Here is a 15,471-nt window from a genome sequence, read left to right as displayed (position 1 = left end):
GCGGCGCCCGTCGCTGCGGCCGAACCTCCGCGGGGCGCCCCGTTGTTAACAAGGGCCCCTTCCTATGCACCAGGCGTTAAGAAGGTGCCCTTCCTTACCGCAGTCGCGACGGCGAGCGGGACGGTGAGGGTGAGCAGGGCGCCGTCGCGTTCGGCCGAGTGGGGCCGGCGCAGCCGGCGCAGGGTCCGCAGCATCGGCGTGTTCTCGGCCTGCACGTGCAGCACCAGCGCCGCGTAGCCGGCCCGGTCGGCGTGCCGGACCAGCCGGCGCAGCAGCGCCGAGCCGATCCCGCGCCGCTGCCAGTCGTCGCGTACCAGCAGCGCCACCTCGGCCTCGTCGCCCTCGCCGAGCAGGTTCGCCATCGCGACCACCGACTCGGCGGCCGGATCGGGGCCGGCGGCCGTGGCGATCAGGGTCAGCCCCCGGGACGGCTCCAGCAGCCGACGCAGCCGGGCCGGCGCGGCCGCCCCGCCCAGGTAGCGCCGGTGCCGGCTGCGCGCCGAGCACCCCTCGTGCAACTCCACGAGGCCCGTTAGGTCGTCCGCGCCGGACGGCCGGACGCCCAGCTCCGCGCCGTCGGGCAGCACCAGGGTGACCTGCTCGGCGGCCCGACGCGCCACGGTGGCGGCCAGCTCGACCAGGGCCTGCGCCCGCGCGTACTCGGCCGGGGTGAAGGCGGGCGCCGCCCGTCGCAGCGCGAACGAGCCGCCCGCCGGATCGGCCAGCAGCATCGCCGTGCCGGTGCTGCCCCGGTCGACGCCGGTGGCGGCCGGCCGCCAGCTGACCGAATCGGCGTTGAGCAGCGCGCGCAGCGCCTCGCCGGTCGCGTCCGGATCGCGGACGAGGCGGTTGGCCAGCCCCAGTACGCGGGTGGGCTGGTCGGCCAGGCCGCGCGCCTCGCTGCGGGCCACCCAGCAGTCCCGACCGCGCCCCCGCTGCACGGCGGCGACCAGCTCGGCCTCGTCGAGTGTGTCCGGCGCGTCGACCAGGAAGTCGTCCACCGCGCCCTGCTCGGTGGGCTGCACCTGCACGGTGAGGATGTTGACCCCGCGCAGTGCGAGGCTCGCCGTGAGCACCGACAGGTAGCCCGGCCGGTCGTCCACGGTGGCCCTGATCCGCCACAACGTCATGGTTGGCTCCATAAGGTTGTTGATGTTCGGGATCGATGTCTCGGATGCCCGGAGCGGTGGGGTGTGGCTGATGGTTGCTTGCCCGTGGTGGTTCCGAGGGAGTAGCCGCCCTGCCGTTCTGCGATGGCCTGGCTGCTGATTGAAATCTGCGTTTGGTCGCTGTTTATGGAGCTGCCGGCAGTGCCGTCGACGGGGTCACGCTCGACTGGGGAGGTTCGGGCCGGTGAAGGTCCGTGAGCAGATCTGGGTCGGTATCGACGTCGGCAAGGCGCATCACCATGCGTGTGCGGTCGACGGGACCGGGAAGGTGGTGTTCAGTAAGCGGTTTGCCAACGGCCAGGCCGAGATCGAGGCGTTGATCGCCCGGGCGGGTAAGGCTGCCGGGCAGGTGCGGTGGGCCTTGGATATGACCTCGGGGACCGCGAGTCTGCTGCTCGCGGTGCTGCGCCAGGCCGGCGCGACGGTGGTGTATGTGCCCGGTCGGCTGGTCAACCGGATGGCCGGCGCGTTCGCCGGGGAAGGTAAGAGCGACGCCAAGGACGCGTTCACCATCGCCGAGACAGCCCGGCTGCGCCACGACCTGACCGAGGTCACCAGCCCGGACCAGGCCATCGCCGAACTGCAGGTCCTGACCGCCCGACGGGAGGACCTGACGGGTGACTGGGTGCGCGGGGTCAACCGGCTGCGGGACCTGCTCGCGTCGATCTTCCCCGCGTTGGAAGCAGCGTTTGACTACTCGACCCGCTCGCCGCTGGTCCTGCTGACTGGTTTCCAGACCCCCGCCGGTATCCGCGAGGCCGGCACCGACGCGGTGGCCGAGCATCTGCGAGCGGGCGGCGCCTGGGCCAAAGGCATCCCGGCCATGGTCGACAAGGCTCTGGCCGCAGCGACCGCGCAGACGATCGCGTTGCCCACCGAGCAAACAGTGGCGCCGCTGATCGCTCGTCTCGCCGCGCAGCTGCTCGACCTGGACCGCGAGATCAAGAACCTCGACAAGCAGATCACTGCCACGTTCGAACAGCACCCACACGCGGCCCGGATCACCAGCGTGAACGGGTTCGGGCCGATCCTCGGCGCCCAACTGCTCGCCGACACCGGCGGCGATCTGCAAGCCACGTTCGGCAGCTCGTCGCGGCTGGCCGCCTACGCCGGCCTCGCCCCGGTGCCCCGTGACTCCGGACGCGTGCGCGGCAACCTGCACCGGCCCAAGCGCTACCACCGCGGCCTGCGCCGCGTGTTCTACCTCGCCGCCTTGTCCGCGATCAAACCCGAGGGCCCGTCGCAAGTCTTCTACCGGCGCAAACGCGCGGAGGGCAAACTCCACACCCAAGCCCTGATCGCCCTGGCCCGCCGCCTGATCGACGTCCTCTGGGCACTGCTGCGCGACCGCCGGGAGTTCCAACCCACACCACCGCTGACCGCGCCCACGGCTTGACTTGGTCATTGAAACTCCCTTCCCCGGTACGAGCCTCGTCCCCCGCTGTTGCCGCCCGATTGCCCGACGGTGACGGCCCGGGAACTCCTGCGGGCTGTGCAGGGCCCGGCGACCAGGAGCGGCGCTGTTCAGGGCCCGGCGACCACCGGCGGCGCGCCCACCAGGTCCAGCCGGTCGCCGAGGATCACCGCGCTGGCCCGGACGAGCTGGGTGAGCCGGTCCACCTCGGTGGAGTGGAACGCGGCGGCGCTGAGCGCGTCGCTGTGCTCGCGGGCCACCACCAGGACCAGGCCGGCCCGCCCGAACGGCGCGACCGCGTGGTGCGTGCCGTCGGGCGTGGTCATCGACCGGCCGCGCAACGGCGTCACCTCGGGCAGCCGCGGCGGTACGGGAGCACGCCAGCTGGCGTGCCCCACGGTCGCCCCGCCGCCCCCGGACCGGGACGCCCAGTCCACCGGGACCACCGCGGCGACGGCCCAGTCGGCCGCCAGCAGGCCGGGCACCGCGTCGACCAGGGTGGCCAGCCCGTCGGCCGGGTTCGCCGCGACCTGGGCCAGCAATTCGGCGTCCTGGCCGGTGGTGGTGGGCGCGCCGATCGCCCGCCACACCCCGTCCACCCGGACGCCGGGGATGGCGGCCAGACCGGCCAGCAGTCGCTCCACCCGGGCCGCGCCCGGCCAGACCACCGTGAAGTCGTCCACCGCCCGCCCGCCGAGCCGCTCCAGGACCACCACCTGGACGATGTCCGCACCGGACACGCCCAGCGTACGGGCGACCTGACCGAGCGTGCCCGGACGGTCCGGCAGGGTGACCCGAACTCGCAGCAACATGTCTGTCCCTCCGCTCGGCGGGCCGGCGTCAGCGGCCGGCAGGCTGGGCACCAGCCTGGCCGTTGACCATTTCGTCCCTGTTGCAGGGGCATGTCCCGAGGGCAAAATCCGACCTTGACAACATGGCCGACCTGCCATCAACTATTCGGATGACCGATCCGGCCGTCGACGCGCTCCGGCCGGAGGCCACCCCGGCCTCCCCCGCCGGCCTGGACCTGGCCCGACTCGCCGGTCACCTCGCCGCGCACCGGCCCGATCTGGCCGGCGGGCCGCTGCGGGCCCAGCTGATCGCCGGCGGCAAGTCCAACCTCACCTACCTGCTGCACCTCGGCGACCGGCAGGTCGTGCTGCGCCGGCCGCCGCTGGGGCACGTGCTCGCCACCGCGCACGACATGGGCCGCGAGTTCCGGGTGATCTCGGCGCTGGCGCCCACCGACGTCCCGGTACCTGACGCGCTGCTGCTCTGCACCGACCCCGAGGTGATCGGCGCCCCGTTCTACCTGATGGAGAAGGTGGCCGGCGAGGTCTACCGCAGCCGGCGCCAGACCGACCCGCTGGGCGACGAGCGGCGCCGGGCGCTGGCGATGGCCATGATGGACACCCTCGCCGCGCTGCACACGGTCGAGCCGGCCACGGTCGGGCTGGCCGACTTCGGCCGCCCCGAGGGCTACCTGGCCCGGCAGGTCCGCCGCTGGGCCGGCCAGCTCGACCGCTCCCGCAGCCGGGACCTGCCCGGCATCGACGAGCTGCGCGACCTGCTCGCCGCCACCGCCCCCGAGGGCGCGAACGCCGGGCGGATCGTGCACGGCGACTACCGACTGGACAATCTCCTCGCCTCGGTCGACCCGGTCGAGGTCCGCGCCGTCCTGGACTGGGAGATGGCCACCCTCGGCGACCCTCTCGCGGATCTGGGCCTGCTGCTGACCTACTGGGACGTGCTCGGCGACAGCGAGGCCGCCACCGGCAACCCGGTTGCCGACGGGCTCGGCCCGCGCGCCGGTTTCCCCACCGGCGCGGAGCTGATCGAGCGGTACGCCGGCCGCAGCGACGTCGACGTCGGGCCGCTGCACTGGCACGTGGCGCTCGGCTGCTTCAAGCTCGCGGTCATCTGCGAGGGCATCCACTACCGACACACCCTCGGGCAGACGCTCGGGGAGGGTTTCGACCGGATCGGCGAGATGGTGGCACCGCTGGTCGCGCACGGGCTGACCGCCGCCAGGGAGCGGTGATGGACTTCTCGTACGACGCCCGGACCGAGGAGCTGCGCGGCGAGCTGACCGCCTTCCTGGAGCAGCACGTCTACCCGGCCGAGGCGGTGCACGCCGAGCAGGTGGCCGCCGCCGACGACCCGTGGTCGCGTACCCCGCTGATGGTCGAGCTTAAGGCGGAGGCCCGCAAGCGCGGCCTGTGGAACCTCTTCCTGCCCGACCCGCGCTACGGCGCCGGGCTGACCAACCTGCAGTACGCCCCCCTCGCGGAGTTGACCGGACGCAGCCCGCACCTGGCGCCGGAGGCGGTCAACTGCGCCGCGCCGGACACCGGCAACATGGAACTGCTGGCCGAGTTCGGGTCCGAGGCGCAGCGCGAGCGCTGGCTCAAGCCCCTGCTGGAGGGCGAGATCCGCTCGGCGTTCTGCATGACCGAGCCGGACGTCGCCTCCTCCGACGCCACCAACATCGCCACCCGGATCACCCGCGACGGCGACGAGTACGTGATCAACGGGCGCAAGTGGTGGTCGTCCGGGGCGATGGACCCGCGCTGCGAGATCTTCATCGTGATGGGCAAGACCGACCCGGGCGCCGACCGGCACCGCCAGCAGAGCATGGTGCTGGTCCCCCGGGACACCCCGGGCGTCACCGTCCGCCGGGGCATGACCGTCTTCGGCTACACCGACGGTACGCACGGCGGGCACGCCGAGATCGACTTCACCGACGTCCGGGTGCCGGCGGAGAACCTGATCGGCGCCGAGGGCACCGGCTTCGCCATCGCGCAGGCCCGGCTGGGCCCGGGCCGGATCCACCACTGCATGCGGCTGATCGGCATGGCCGAACGGGCGCTGGAGCTGCTCTGCCGTCGGGCCAACGAGCGGGTCGCCTTCGGTCGCCCCCTCGCCGAGCAGGGCGTGGTCCGGGAGTGGATCGCCGAGTCGCGCGTCCGCATCGAGCAGGCGCGGTTGCTGGTCCTCAAGACCGCCTGGCTGATGGACACCGTGGGCAACAAGGGCGCGCACACCGAGATCCAGGCCATCAAGATCGCCACGCCCGCGATGGCGGAGTGGGTGATCGACAAGGCCATCCAGGGGTACGGCGGCGCCGGCGTCAGCCAGGACACCCCGCTGGCCGCCCTCTGGGCGCAGACCCGCACCCTCCGCCTGGCCGACGGCCCCGACGAGGTCCACCGCTCCTCCCTGGCCAAGCGCGAACTCCGCCGCTGGGCCCGCACCTGACCCGCCCCACCGCACGCCGCTCTGCCCTGCCGCGCGCCGCTGGATCGCGCCCGATCCTGGTTGTGGTGGCCTCCTAGGCGGAGGCGCGGTGGATCAGTTGGGTGTCCAGGAGGATGTGTGGGGCGGGGAGGTCGTCGCCGCGGATCCGGGCGACCAGCAGGCGGGCCATCTGCCGGCCCATCTCCTCGACCGGCTGGAAGACCGTGGTCAGCGGCGGGTCGGCCTGCCGGGCGATCGGAGCGTCGTCGAAGCCGACCACCGCGACGTCCTCCGGCACCCGCCGGCCGGCCTCGCGCAGCGTCCGCAGCGCGCCGAACGCCATCAGGTCGGAGGCGACGAAGACCGCGTCCAGTTCCGGGCAGACGTCCAGCAGCCGGCGCATGGCGGCCGCGCCGCTGCCCTCGCTGAAGTCGCCGTACGCGATGAGGTCCGGGTCGACTCCGGCCCCGGTGGCCTTGACCGCCTCGGTGTAGCCGACCAGCCGGGCCAGGCCGGCGCCCATGTCCTGCGGGCCGGCGATGGTGGCGATGCGCCGCCGCCCCCGGCCGGCCAGGTACTCCACCGCCTGCCGGGCGCCGCCGACGTTGTCCACGTCGACGAACCAGGCCGGCTGGGCACCGGGATGCAGCATCCGGGCCGGCCGGCCGCCGAGCACGGCGGGCAGGCCGCGCTCCTCCAGCAGGGTCGGCAGCGGGTCGGAGTCGTGCAGCGAGAGCAGCAGTACGCCGTCGACGTGCTGGTTGGTCAGGTGGTGCTCGACCCGCTCCCGCTCGACCGGCGACTGGGCCATGGCCAGCCAGAGCTGCATCGGCGTCTCCAGCAGGCCGGACGAGATGCCGCGCACGATGCCGGCGAAGAACGGCTCGGTGAACACCCGGTCGCCGGATTCGGACACCACCAGCGCCACCGAGTCGGTCCGCTGGGTGACCAGCGCGCGGGCCGCGCGGTTCGGCACGTACCCCAGCTCGGCGATGGCCTGCTGCACGGCGGCCCGGGCCTCCGGGCTCACCTGGGGCGAGCCGTTGACCACGCGGGAGACCGTGCCGCGCCCGACGCCGGCGCGGGCCGCGACCGCGTCGAGGGTCGGGCGCCCGAGCGACCGGGTGCGCTGCGTTGTCATCGTCTGCTCCTCCGACGTCGGGCGGGCCCGGTGCCGCCTGTGCGGCACCGGGACCGCCCTGATGGCTGGCCCGAGCCTATTGTGTGGCCAGACCGTTGCGTCGGATCACCTCGGCGTACCACCTGGCGCTGGACTTGGGGATACGGGTCTGGCTGTCGTAGTCGACGTAGATCATGCCGAATCGCTTGGTGTAGCCCCAGGCCCATTCGAAATTATCCATCAGCGACCAGGCGAAGTAGCCGCGCAGGGGCACCCCGGCGCTGATCGCCTCGTGCGCGGCGCGCAAGTGGGCGTCGAAGTAGGCCAGTCGGTCGGCGTCGTCGACAGCGCCGTCGACGACCGTGTCGACGAACGCGGAGCCGTTCTCGGTGACGTAGAGGGGCAGGTCGGTGTACTCGTCGTGCACCCGGCGCAGCGTCTCGACCAGGCCCGGGGCGTCGATCTCCCAGTCCATGTCGGTGACCGGTACGCCCCGGGTGACGAACCGGACGCCCTCGCTGCCCGGCCAGCAGGACGGCGTCCGCCAGTACGGCTCCGCCTCGGCGCCCTCGACTCCGGCGGCGACCACGTGCCGGCTGTAGTAGTTGACGCCGACCAGGTCCAGCGGGGTGGCGATGGTGGCCAGGTCACCGTTGCGCACGTGCTCGAAGTCGGTCACCTCGCGCAGGTCGGCCACCAGGTCCGCCGGGTACGCCCCGCGCAGCAGCGGGTCGAGGAAGAACCGGTTGGCCAGCCCGTCGATCCGCCGGGCGGCGTCGACGTCGGCGGGGGCGTCGCTGGCCGGGGTGACCGGGTACAGGTTGACCGTGACGCCCACCTCCGCCGTCGGCCGGGCGGCGCGCAGCGCCTGCACGGCCAGGCCGTGCCCGAGCATCAGGTGGTGCCCGGCGCGGACCGCGTCCGCCCCGTCCGACCGGCCGGGGGCGTGCACCCCGGAGCCGTAGCCGAGGAACGCCGAGCACCACGGCTCGTTGAGCGTGGTCCAGTAGCGGACCCGGTCGCCGAGCGCGTCGGCGACCAACGTGGTGTAGTCGGCGAACCGGGCGGCCGTGTCCCGGGCCGGCCAGCCGCCGGCGTCCTCGAGCGGCTGCGGCAGGTCCCAGTGGTAGAGGGTCAGCCACGGCTCGATGCCGTGGCCCAGCAGCTCGTCGACGAGCCGACGGTAGAAGTCCAGCCCCTGCGGGTTGACCGGGCCAGTGCCGCCGGGCTGCACCCGGGACCAGGAGACCGAGAAACGGTACGACTTCAGGCCCAGCTCCGCCATCAGCGCGACGTCCTCGCCGAGCCGGTGGTAGTGGTCGCAGGCCACGTCGCCGGTGTGCCCGGCGACCACCCGGCCGTCGGTGTGGCTGAACGTGTCCCAGATCGACGGGGTACGGCCACCCTCGGCGGCCGCCCCCTCGATCTGGTACGCCGCGGTCGCGGCGCCCCACAGGAAGCCGGGCGGGAAGGTCAGCCCCGGACGCTCGTCGAGGACGCCGACGGCGGGCGGGCTGGCGGGGTTGATCATGACTTGACGGCACCTTCCATGATCCCGCCGATGATCTGGCGGCCGAACAGGAGAAAGACGAGCACCAAAGGGATCGTGCCGATCGCCGTGGCGGCGAACACCTGGGAGTAGTCGGTGTAGTAGGCGTACGAAAGGAAGGAGAGCGAGACCTGGAGGGTCGGGTTCTCCGGGGTGAGAATGGCGTACGGCCAGAGGAACGAGTTCCAGGTCTCCATGAAGGTCAGCAGACCGAGGACGCCGGCGGCGGGGCGCAGCGCGGGCAGCACGATGCTCCAGTAGATCCGGAACGTGCTCGCCCCGTCGACGCGGCCGGCCTCGATCAGCTCGTCGGAGATCGCCTGGCTGGCATACTGCCGCATCATGAACACGCCGAAGGCGCTGACCAGGAACGGCACGGTGACGGCGTAGAGGGTGTCGTACCACCCCAGGTCCTGCATCATGCCCCAGAGCGGGATGAGGCCCATCTGGGTCGGGATCATCATGGTGACGATGATCGCCAGCAGGAGGGCGCTGCTGCCCCGGAACTTCAGCTTGGCGAAGGCGAACCCGGCCAGCGAGCCGGTGAGCACCACCGACAGGGTGACCACCGAGGAGACGATGATCGAGTTCATCATGCCGGTGAGGAAGTTGGCGGCGTCGTTGTCGAGCACCCGTCCGAAGTTGTCACCGAACGCTCCGCCGGGGGTCAGCGGCGGCGGTACGTCGTTGATCGAGTCCAGGCTGCGACTGCCGATCACCAGCATGTAGTAGAACGGGTAGATCGACAGCAGCGCCGCCAGGACGAGCGCCACGTAGGTCAGCGGGCTGGTGCGCCACAGGCGCTGGGAAGCCGAGATCATCGATCTCTCCTCACTTGGCCGTGCGGCGGACGAGCAGGAAGTTGAACAGCGACACCAAGACGATGATCATGAAGATCGCCCAGGCGACCGCGGCTCCGTAGCCGGCGGTGTTCAGGTTCACGATGCCCATTTCGTACATGTACATGGCCAGCGTCTGGAACTCCCGCTGGCTGCCGCCGAGAATGTTGCCGTTGGCGAAGAGCAGGGGCTCGGTGAAGAGCTGCATGCCGCCGATCGTGGACAGGATGACCACGAAGATGAAGGTGGGCTTGAGCATGGGCAGGGTGATCTGCCAGAACTGCCGCCACGGGCCGGCGCCGTCGATCGCCGCGGCCTCGTAGAGGTCCTTCGGGATCGCCTGCATACCGGCGAGCAGGATCAGGGTGTTGTAGCCGGTCCACCGCCAGTTGACCATCGAGGAGATGGCGAACCACGAACTCCACCGCTGTCCGTCCCAGTCGACCGGGTCGACACCGACGAAGCTGAGCAGCCAGTTGAACAGGCCGAACTCCCGCTGGAACAGCATCCCGAAGACGATCGCGACCGCGGCCACCGACACCACGTTCGGCATGAAGATGGCCATCCGGAAGAAGGTCTTGGCGCGCAGGAAGGTCCGGTTGAGCAGGTTCGCCAGGAACAGGGCGAGCAACAGCTGCGGAATGGTCGACAGGGCGAAGATGCCCAACGTGTTGACCAGCGCGTTCCAGAAGTACTCGTCGGAAAACAGCCGGGTGTAGTTGTCGAAGCCGATGAACGTGTGGTCGCCGATCATGTCCCAGTCGTGCAGCGACATCCAGGCGGTACGCAGCATGGGGTACAGCCCGAACGCTCCGAAGATCACGAAGAACGGGGCTACGTAGAGGTACGGCGAGTACTTGACGTCGAGACGGTTGAGGAACCTTCCCCGGCTACGTCGGGAAGAGACGTCGGGAGAAGGCGGTGCTGCTGGCGACGGCGGTGCCGTCGTGGCCGACAGGCTCATGCGAATTTCCTTTTCCGGCGAGGCCCGGGGGCCCTCGCGCAGGGCGCTACGCGGAGGGGACCGGCCGGTGGCGTCCGGGTAGTCCCGAACGCCACCGGCAGGGAATCACTCAGAAGGCACCCTGAGTCTTGGCGTCCTTCGTGAACTGCTCCCAGGCCTTCGCCTTGTCGGCCTGCCCGTTCTCGAACGCCCGCAGAGCCGGCTCGAGCGCGTTCTCCTTCACCGCCTGGTGCTTCGGACCCAGGTGGATCGGCTGGATCTTGGCGACGCTCTCCCCGAAGATCTTGCCGGTCGGCGCGTTGCTGAAGTACTCGTTGGTGTAGCTGATGAACGCGTCGTTCTTCAGCGCCTCCAGGTTCGTGGGCAGCGGGCCCTTGAGCTTGAAGGCCTCGACCTGGCTCTTCGCGTTGGTCAGGTACTCGGCGAGCTTCGCCGCCTCCTTCGGGTACTTGCTCTGCGCCGGAACCGCGAGCCACGAGCCGCCCCAGTTACCGCCGCCGCCCGGCACGGACGCGACATCCCACTTGCCCTTGTTGGCCGGACCGGAGTTGTCCGACACGATGCCGAGCATCCAGGACGGGCAGAAGGTGGCCGCGAAGGTGCCCTGCTTGAAGCCACCGGACCACTCCGGCGACCAGGTCTGCGCCTTGGCGGAGATGTCCGCCATCGAGGTGGCGGTGTCCCAGGCGTTCTTCACCGCGGGGCTGGTGTCCGCGATGATGTTGTCTTCCTTGTCGTAGAACAGATCGCCGCCCTGCTGGAAGAGCACACCGTTGGAGACGGCGGTGATCGAGTCGATGAACGCCTTGCCGCCGCTGCCCTGCTTGTACTTCAGACCGGCGTCGTGGAAGCCCTTCCAGTCCGTCCAGAGCGCCGACACCTGGTCGCGCTCGGTGGGCAGACCGGCAGCCTGGAACAGGTCCTTGCGGTAGCAGACGGCGAGGCTGCCGACGTCGGTCGGGAGGCCGATCAGTCGACCGTCCGGCGCCTTGCCCAACTCCCACTTCCAGGGCAGGTACTCCTTGGAGTGGTCGGCGACCAGCGGCGCGAGGTCGGCCCAGTTGCGCGCGTTGGGCTTGAACTCGTTGAGGATGCCCTCTTCCAGGGCGGTGACGTCCGCCGCGCCCTTGCCGGTGGCCAGGTAGCGGACCAGCTTCGGCCGGTACTCACTGAGCTGCGCGGTCTTGCGCAGCTCGACCTTGATGCCGGTGTCCTTCTCGTACTGCTTGACGAGCTCGTCGTAGCCCATCTCGCCGAAGGTGTCGACGACCAGTTTGGCGGGCTTCTCGCCGGCTGCCGGCTTGTCGTCGTCGTTGCTGCAGGCCGCGAGACCGCCGATTGCGGTGATCGCGGCCAGGGCAGCGGCCGCCAGGCGGGTACGCCGCGTGGTGACGCTCATTCGGTGACCCCTCTTTCCGGTGGTGAGGCTGGGTAGGTGTGGTGGGGGGTGCGTGTGGCGCCGCTGCCGGGCCGGCGGTGCCGGTGGCCGGTCGGAGGAGCGTGGGTGACCCGCGCCACCTCCGGGAGCGCTCCCATGAGATTGCCGGCGGGTGCCAGGGGTGTCAATAGGGTGCTGGGAGCGCTCCCAGATCGTTACCGCGCTCGACGTTTCGGAACGCCGGTGCGGGAGCGCGCGACTCAGCGCCCGGAGCCGGGCGTTCGATGGCGGTCGATCAGCAGAAGCGGCGCAGCAACGTGCCGGCACGGCCGGCGTCGAACGTGGACGGGTCGAACCCCGGCCCCGCCCAGTCCCGCAGCTCGGCGTGCTCCGGATCGGCAGGGTCGGCCAGCGCGACCAGCAGCGCCTGGTAGCCCGGCGGCCCGCCGATGCCCTCGGGCGGGCAGGCCCGCTCCCCGTCGAGGCAGACCGGGTAGCGCTCCTCGGGGTCGGCGGTCAGCGCGTCCTCGACCACCAGGTCGTGCTCCCACCAGTCGCCGAAGTCGTAGGTGTAGGAGAACCGGCTGCCCTTGCCGAGCACCGCGTCCAACCGGACGTCCAGCTCGTCGTGCAGCGCCAGCTCACCGTCCGGGTCCGGCTCGCCGTACTGCACGCCGTCGATCTCGAACGAGTGCAGATGGCAGTCCCGCCAGCCCATCGCGTGCTGCACCACCCGGTGCAGCCGGTCCAGTGTGTAGCCGGCCGGCACGAGCACCCGGCGCCAGACCGGCGGGCGGACCCCGGCGAGGGACATCTTCAGCTGGAAGATCTGACGCGGCATGCTGTCCTGTCCTCCCGCGGCTTAGGCTGCCAGCATGATCTGCCGAGCGTGCCGGGCCAGGCGGCACGACGACTGCCCGGGCCGGAACTGGTGCGACTGCCAGCACCGTACCTCCCGACCGACCCCTCCGGTCACGGGTCCGGCCGGCGAATGAGCGTCGGAATCCCGATTTCCCGGGTCTGGCCCGTGCCGGCCACCGGACCGCTGACCGACGCGGAGCTGACCTCGCTCTACGGCCGCGCCGACCGCCCCCACCTGCGGGTGAACTTCGTGTCCAGCGCGGACGGGGCGGTCACCCTGGACGGCTACTCCGAGGGCCTGTCCGGCGCGGCCGACAAGCGCGTCTTCGGACTGCTCCGGATGCTCTGCGACGGCCTCGTGGTGGCCGCCGGCACGCTGCGACACGAGGGTTATCGGGCGGTCCGGCTCAGCGAGCCGCGCCGCGCCTGGCGCCGCACGCACGGCCTGACCGAGTACCCGGTGCTGGTGGTGGTCTCCGGCTCGCTCGACCTGGATCCGGCCCAGGCCGCCTTCGCCGACGCGCCGGTACGACCCGTCGTGCTCACCCACGCCGGCGCCGAGCCGCCACCCGGGCTCACCGACGTCGCCGACCTCGTCCGCTGCGGAGACGACCGGGTGGATCTCGCCGTCGCGCTGGCCGAGCTGCGCCGCCGCGGGCTGGCGCAACTGCTCTGCGAGGGCGGGCCGCACCTGTTCGGCGCGCTCACCGCCGCGGACCTGGTCGACGAGCTCTGCCTGACCGTGTCGCCCCTGCTGGCCGGTGCCGGGCCGGGGCGGATCACCGCTGGCGACCCCGGCGCGCCCCGGCGGATGCCGCTGCGCCACGTGCTCGCCACCGACGACGGCACGCTGCTGCTGCGCTACGCCCGGGACGACGAACCCCCGGCCGCTTAGGGCGTCTCCCGCCCGCCCGCACCCGGGCCGACCGGCGGCAGCGCGTCCGGCAACCCGAACGCCGCGAAGTGCGACGCCGCCACGAACGAGGTGATCGCCGCGATCCGGGCTCCCCGCAGCGTCAACACGTTGATCGACCACGCCAGGTGCGGGCCGGTCGGGCCCCGGCGCAGGTAGGACGCGACCGCGGGCTGACCGTTCGCGCTGGTCGGCAGGTGTCGCCAGCTGCCGCAGCCGGTCAGCGGCTGCGCGCGCGCGAAGTCCATCACCGCGTCGACGCCCCGGTACCAGTGCGGCAGCGGCGGCATCGACCAGGTGACGTCCTCGGTGAGCAGGGTGATGAGGGCGTCCGCGTCACCGTTCTCCAGTGCGCTCGCGTAGCCGGAGACGATCCCCCGCAGCCGGGCGTCGTCGAGCGTGCGCAGCGTCCGCAGCTGGCTCACGGGCGGTACGCGCTCGGCGACGACCCGGCGGGCCCGGGCGAGAGCCGAGTTCACCGAGGTGGTGGAGGTGCCCATCATGGCCGCGATCTCCGCTGCCGAGAAGCCGAGGACGTCGAAGAGGAGCAGCGCCGCCCGCTGGTTGCCGGGCAGGTGCTGCAACGCGGCGACGAAGGCCAGCTCGACCGCCTCGCGCTGCTCGTAGCGGACGTCCGGGGCGGCCGGACCGGCAACCACGCCGGCATCCGGATAGGGGCTCAGCCAGGCGACCTCGTGGACCGGGCGGTTGTCCGGCACGGCCCGTTCACTCGCCGGGCCCAGATCGACGGGCAGGGCGCGACGACGGCGACCGGCCATGACATCCAGGCAGGTGCGGGTCGCGACCGTGTAGAGCCACGGGCGCAGCGAGGCACGCCCGACGAGGCCCGGCAGGCCCCGCCAGGCCCGCAGCAGGGCGTCCTGGAGGGCGTCGTCCGCGTCGTGGCTCGAGCCGAGCATCCGGTAGCAGTGGGCGTGCAGTTCCCGCCGCAGCGGTGCGACGAGCGCGGTGAATTCGGCCGGGTCGACCCCGCCCGCGGCGACTTTCCCGGAAGCCACGCTCATGAGCGACGATTCTGCCGTACGGCGAAGGTCTCATGGTGGAGCCGTTCACCACGATTCGGGAGGACCCGATGAGCAGCATCTCCGCCGAGCACGTCACCGCCGCGACCCTGGAGGTCCCGGACGGGCAGCTCTACTACGAGGTACGCGGGCAGGGACCGTTGGTGGCTCTGGTGGCCGCTCCGATGGACGCCGGAGCCTTCGTACCCCTGGCCGACCTGCTGGCGGTCGACCACACCGTGCTGACCACCGACCCGCGCGGCATCAACCGCAGCGTCCTGCACGACCCGCACCATGACTCCACCCCGGAGTTGCGCGCGGAGGACGTGTCCCGGCTCCTCGCCCACCTCGACGCCGGCCCGGCCGCCGTGCTCGGCTCCAGCGGGGGCGCGGTGACCGTCCTCGCCCTCGCCCAGGCCCACCCGGAGCGGGTGCACACGGTCGTCGCGCACGAGCCGCCGCTGCTCGGGCTGCTCGACGACCGTGTGGATCTGCTGGCCCGGGAGGAGGACATGATCGCCACCTACCGCTCCGGGGACCGGCTCGGCGCCGGGCGCAAGTTCCTCGCCAACGCCGACATCGCGCTGCCCGAGGAGGTGGTCCAGGCCATGTTCGGTGGCGAGCCCGATCCCCGGGCGGCCGCCGACGAGCACTTCCAGTACATCCACATGATCCGGGGAACCACCCGGTTCCAGCCGGACCTGGCCACCCTGCGCGCCGGCGCCACCCGCGTCGTCGTCGGGCTCGGTGAGCAGTCGGCGGGCCAGGTCTGCGACCGCGCCTCCCGGGCGTTGGCGGCGGCACTGGGCGGCACCCCCACGATGTTCCCCGGCGGACACGTCGGCTTCGTCGAGGACCCGCCGGCCTTCGCCGCCCGACTGCGCCAGGTTCTCGCCGAAGGCTGACACCGGCGACCAGATCGCCCGGCCCGGCTTGCCAGCGCGCCCGGACCGCCACGCTCCGTGCCGGTCCGGACGCGCTGCGACATCGGGGGTCGGCGCGGGC

General features: G+C 71.9%; 14 protein-coding genes. 5 read left to right on the top strand and 9 right to left on the bottom strand.

Annotation, left to right across the window (positions count from 1 at the left end):
- Nucleotides 1-62: 62 nt before the first annotated feature.
- On the bottom strand, nt 63-1,130 hold the full coding sequence (locus tag ACFOW4_RS28810) for a GNAT family N-acetyltransferase (protein WP_377533438.1): 1,068 nt from the start codon (nt 1,128-1,130) through the stop codon (nt 63-65).
- Nucleotides 1,131-1,353: 223 nt separating this feature from the next.
- Here ACFOW4_RS28810 and ACFOW4_RS28805 point away from each other — a divergent pair, with 223 nt between their 5' ends.
- On the top strand, nt 1,354-2,565 hold the full coding sequence (locus tag ACFOW4_RS28805; RefSeq protein WP_377533437.1) for an IS110 family transposase: 1,212 nt from the start codon (nt 1,354-1,356) through the stop codon (nt 2,563-2,565).
- Nucleotides 2,566-2,693: 128 nt separating this feature from the next.
- On the opposite strand, the gene ACFOW4_RS28800 is transcribed toward ACFOW4_RS28805, so the two are convergent.
- Complete coding sequence (locus ACFOW4_RS28800; protein ID WP_377533436.1) at nt 2,694-3,395, bottom strand: amino acid-binding protein; 702 nt, start codon at nt 3,393-3,395, stop codon at nt 2,694-2,696.
- Between the two features lie 149 nt (nt 3,396-3,544).
- On the opposite strand from ACFOW4_RS28800, the gene ACFOW4_RS28795 reads away from it, so the two are divergent.
- The gene (locus ACFOW4_RS28795) at nt 3,545-4,624 is read left to right on the top strand and encodes a phosphotransferase family protein (RefSeq protein WP_377533435.1); all 1,080 of its coding nucleotides are present in this window, start codon (nt 3,545-3,547) and stop codon (nt 4,622-4,624) included.
- Nucleotides 4,624-5,841 carry an acyl-CoA dehydrogenase family protein gene (locus ACFOW4_RS28790; RefSeq protein WP_377533434.1) on the top strand — a complete coding sequence of 406 codons (1,218 nt, stop codon included), beginning with the start codon at nt 4,624-4,626 and terminating at the stop codon, nt 5,839-5,841. The genes ACFOW4_RS28795 and ACFOW4_RS28790 overlap by 1 nt, the downstream gene beginning before the upstream one ends.
- 73 nt (nt 5,842-5,914) lie before the next feature.
- Here the strand turns inward: ACFOW4_RS28790 and ACFOW4_RS28785 are convergent, their stop codons facing one another.
- From ACFOW4_RS28785 to ACFOW4_RS28760, 6 genes are all read right to left on the bottom strand, one after another.
- On the bottom strand, nt 5,915-6,961 hold the full coding sequence (locus ACFOW4_RS28785; RefSeq protein WP_377533433.1) for a LacI family DNA-binding transcriptional regulator: 1,047 nt from the start codon (nt 6,959-6,961) through the stop codon (nt 5,915-5,917).
- Between the two features lie 76 nt (nt 6,962-7,037).
- Nucleotides 7,038-8,471, bottom strand: a complete 1,434-nt coding sequence (locus ACFOW4_RS28780) for a GH1 family beta-glucosidase (RefSeq protein ID WP_377533432.1) — start codon at nt 8,469-8,471, stop codon at nt 7,038-7,040.
- Nucleotides 8,468-9,310 (bottom strand): carbohydrate ABC transporter permease, encoded by an 843-nt coding sequence (locus ACFOW4_RS28775; RefSeq protein ID WP_377533431.1) that lies wholly within the window; start codon nt 9,308-9,310, stop codon nt 8,468-8,470. Before ACFOW4_RS28775 ends, ACFOW4_RS28780 begins: the two co-directional genes overlap by 4 nt.
- Before the next feature lie 10 nt (nt 9,311-9,320).
- Nucleotides 9,321-10,292, bottom strand: a complete 972-nt coding sequence (locus tag ACFOW4_RS28770) for a carbohydrate ABC transporter permease (protein WP_377533430.1) — start codon at nt 10,290-10,292, stop codon at nt 9,321-9,323.
- Nucleotides 10,293-10,401: 109 nt separating this feature from the next.
- Nucleotides 10,402-11,691, bottom strand: a complete 1,290-nt coding sequence (locus ACFOW4_RS28765) for an ABC transporter substrate-binding protein (RefSeq protein WP_377533428.1) — start codon at nt 11,689-11,691, stop codon at nt 10,402-10,404.
- A gap of 274 nt (nt 11,692-11,965) precedes the next feature.
- On the bottom strand, nt 11,966-12,511 hold the full coding sequence (locus ACFOW4_RS28760) for a plasmid pRiA4b ORF-3 family protein (protein WP_377533427.1): 546 nt from the start codon (nt 12,509-12,511) through the stop codon (nt 11,966-11,968).
- A 150-nt stretch (nt 12,512-12,661) separates the two neighbouring features.
- Here ACFOW4_RS28760 and ACFOW4_RS28755 point away from each other — a divergent pair, with 150 nt between their 5' ends.
- Entirely contained in the window at nt 12,662-13,426 is a 765-nt protein-coding gene (locus ACFOW4_RS28755; RefSeq protein WP_377533426.1) for a pyrimidine reductase family protein, read from the top strand.
- Here ACFOW4_RS28755 and ACFOW4_RS28750 read toward each other — a convergent pair.
- A complete protein-coding gene (locus tag ACFOW4_RS28750) occupies nt 13,423-14,469 on the bottom strand; it encodes a sigma-70 family RNA polymerase sigma factor (protein WP_377533425.1) in 1,047 nt (348 codons plus the stop codon). The genes ACFOW4_RS28755 and ACFOW4_RS28750 overlap by 4 nt on opposite strands.
- Nucleotides 14,470-14,537: 68 nt before the next feature.
- On the opposite strand from ACFOW4_RS28750, the gene ACFOW4_RS28745 reads away from it, so the two are divergent.
- On the top strand, nt 14,538-15,371 hold the full coding sequence (locus ACFOW4_RS28745; protein WP_377533424.1) for an alpha/beta fold hydrolase: 834 nt from the start codon (nt 14,538-14,540) through the stop codon (nt 15,369-15,371).
- Nucleotides 15,372-15,471: the final 100 nt, after the last annotated feature.

The sequence above is a fragment of the Micromonospora sp. GCM10011542 genome (genome assembly GCF_042650685.1).
In the GTDB taxonomy this organism is placed as follows: domain Bacteria; phylum Actinomycetota; class Actinomycetes; order Mycobacteriales; family Micromonosporaceae; genus Micromonospora.
The sequence above is the reverse complement of the archived record's forward strand: the minus strand, read 5'-3'. Positions and strand labels throughout refer to the sequence as shown.

What these genes read in the sequence shown, in the direction of transcription:
- ACFOW4_RS28810 (WP_377533438.1), bottom strand. Translation starts at nt 1,130, where the DNA reads ATGACGTTGTGGCGGATCAGGGCCACCGTGGACGACCGGCCGGGCTAC.
- ACFOW4_RS28800 (WP_377533436.1), bottom strand. Translation starts at nt 3,395, where the DNA reads ATGTTGCTGCGAGTTCGGGTCACCCTGCCGGACCGTCCGGGCACGCTC.
- ACFOW4_RS28795 (WP_377533435.1), top strand. Translation starts at nt 3,545, where the DNA reads ATGACCGATCCGGCCGTCGACGCGCTCCGGCCGGAGGCCACCCCGGCC.
- ACFOW4_RS28790 (WP_377533434.1), top strand. Translation starts at nt 4,624, where the DNA reads ATGGACTTCTCGTACGACGCCCGGACCGAGGAGCTGCGCGGCGAGCTG.
- ACFOW4_RS28785 (WP_377533433.1), bottom strand. Translation starts at nt 6,961, where the DNA reads ATGACAACGCAGCGCACCCGGTCGCTCGGGCGCCCGACCCTCGACGCG.
- ACFOW4_RS28780 (WP_377533432.1), bottom strand. Translation starts at nt 8,471, where the DNA reads ATGATCAACCCCGCCAGCCCGCCCGCCGTCGGCGTCCTCGACGAGCGT.
- ACFOW4_RS28775 (WP_377533431.1), bottom strand. Translation starts at nt 9,310, where the DNA reads ATGATCTCGGCTTCCCAGCGCCTGTGGCGCACCAGCCCGCTGACCTAC.
- ACFOW4_RS28770 (WP_377533430.1), bottom strand. Translation starts at nt 10,292, where the DNA reads ATGAGCCTGTCGGCCACGACGGCACCGCCGTCGCCAGCAGCACCGCCT.
- ACFOW4_RS28765 (WP_377533428.1), bottom strand. Translation starts at nt 11,691, where the DNA reads ATGAGCGTCACCACGCGGCGTACCCGCCTGGCGGCCGCTGCCCTGGCC.
- ACFOW4_RS28760 (WP_377533427.1), bottom strand. Translation starts at nt 12,511, where the DNA reads ATGCCGCGTCAGATCTTCCAGCTGAAGATGTCCCTCGCCGGGGTCCGC.
- ACFOW4_RS28755 (WP_377533426.1), top strand. Translation starts at nt 12,662, where the DNA reads ATGAGCGTCGGAATCCCGATTTCCCGGGTCTGGCCCGTGCCGGCCACC.
- ACFOW4_RS28750 (WP_377533425.1), bottom strand. Translation starts at nt 14,469, where the DNA reads ATGAGCGTGGCTTCCGGGAAAGTCGCCGCGGGCGGGGTCGACCCGGCC.
- ACFOW4_RS28745 (WP_377533424.1), top strand. Translation starts at nt 14,538, where the DNA reads ATGAGCAGCATCTCCGCCGAGCACGTCACCGCCGCGACCCTGGAGGTC.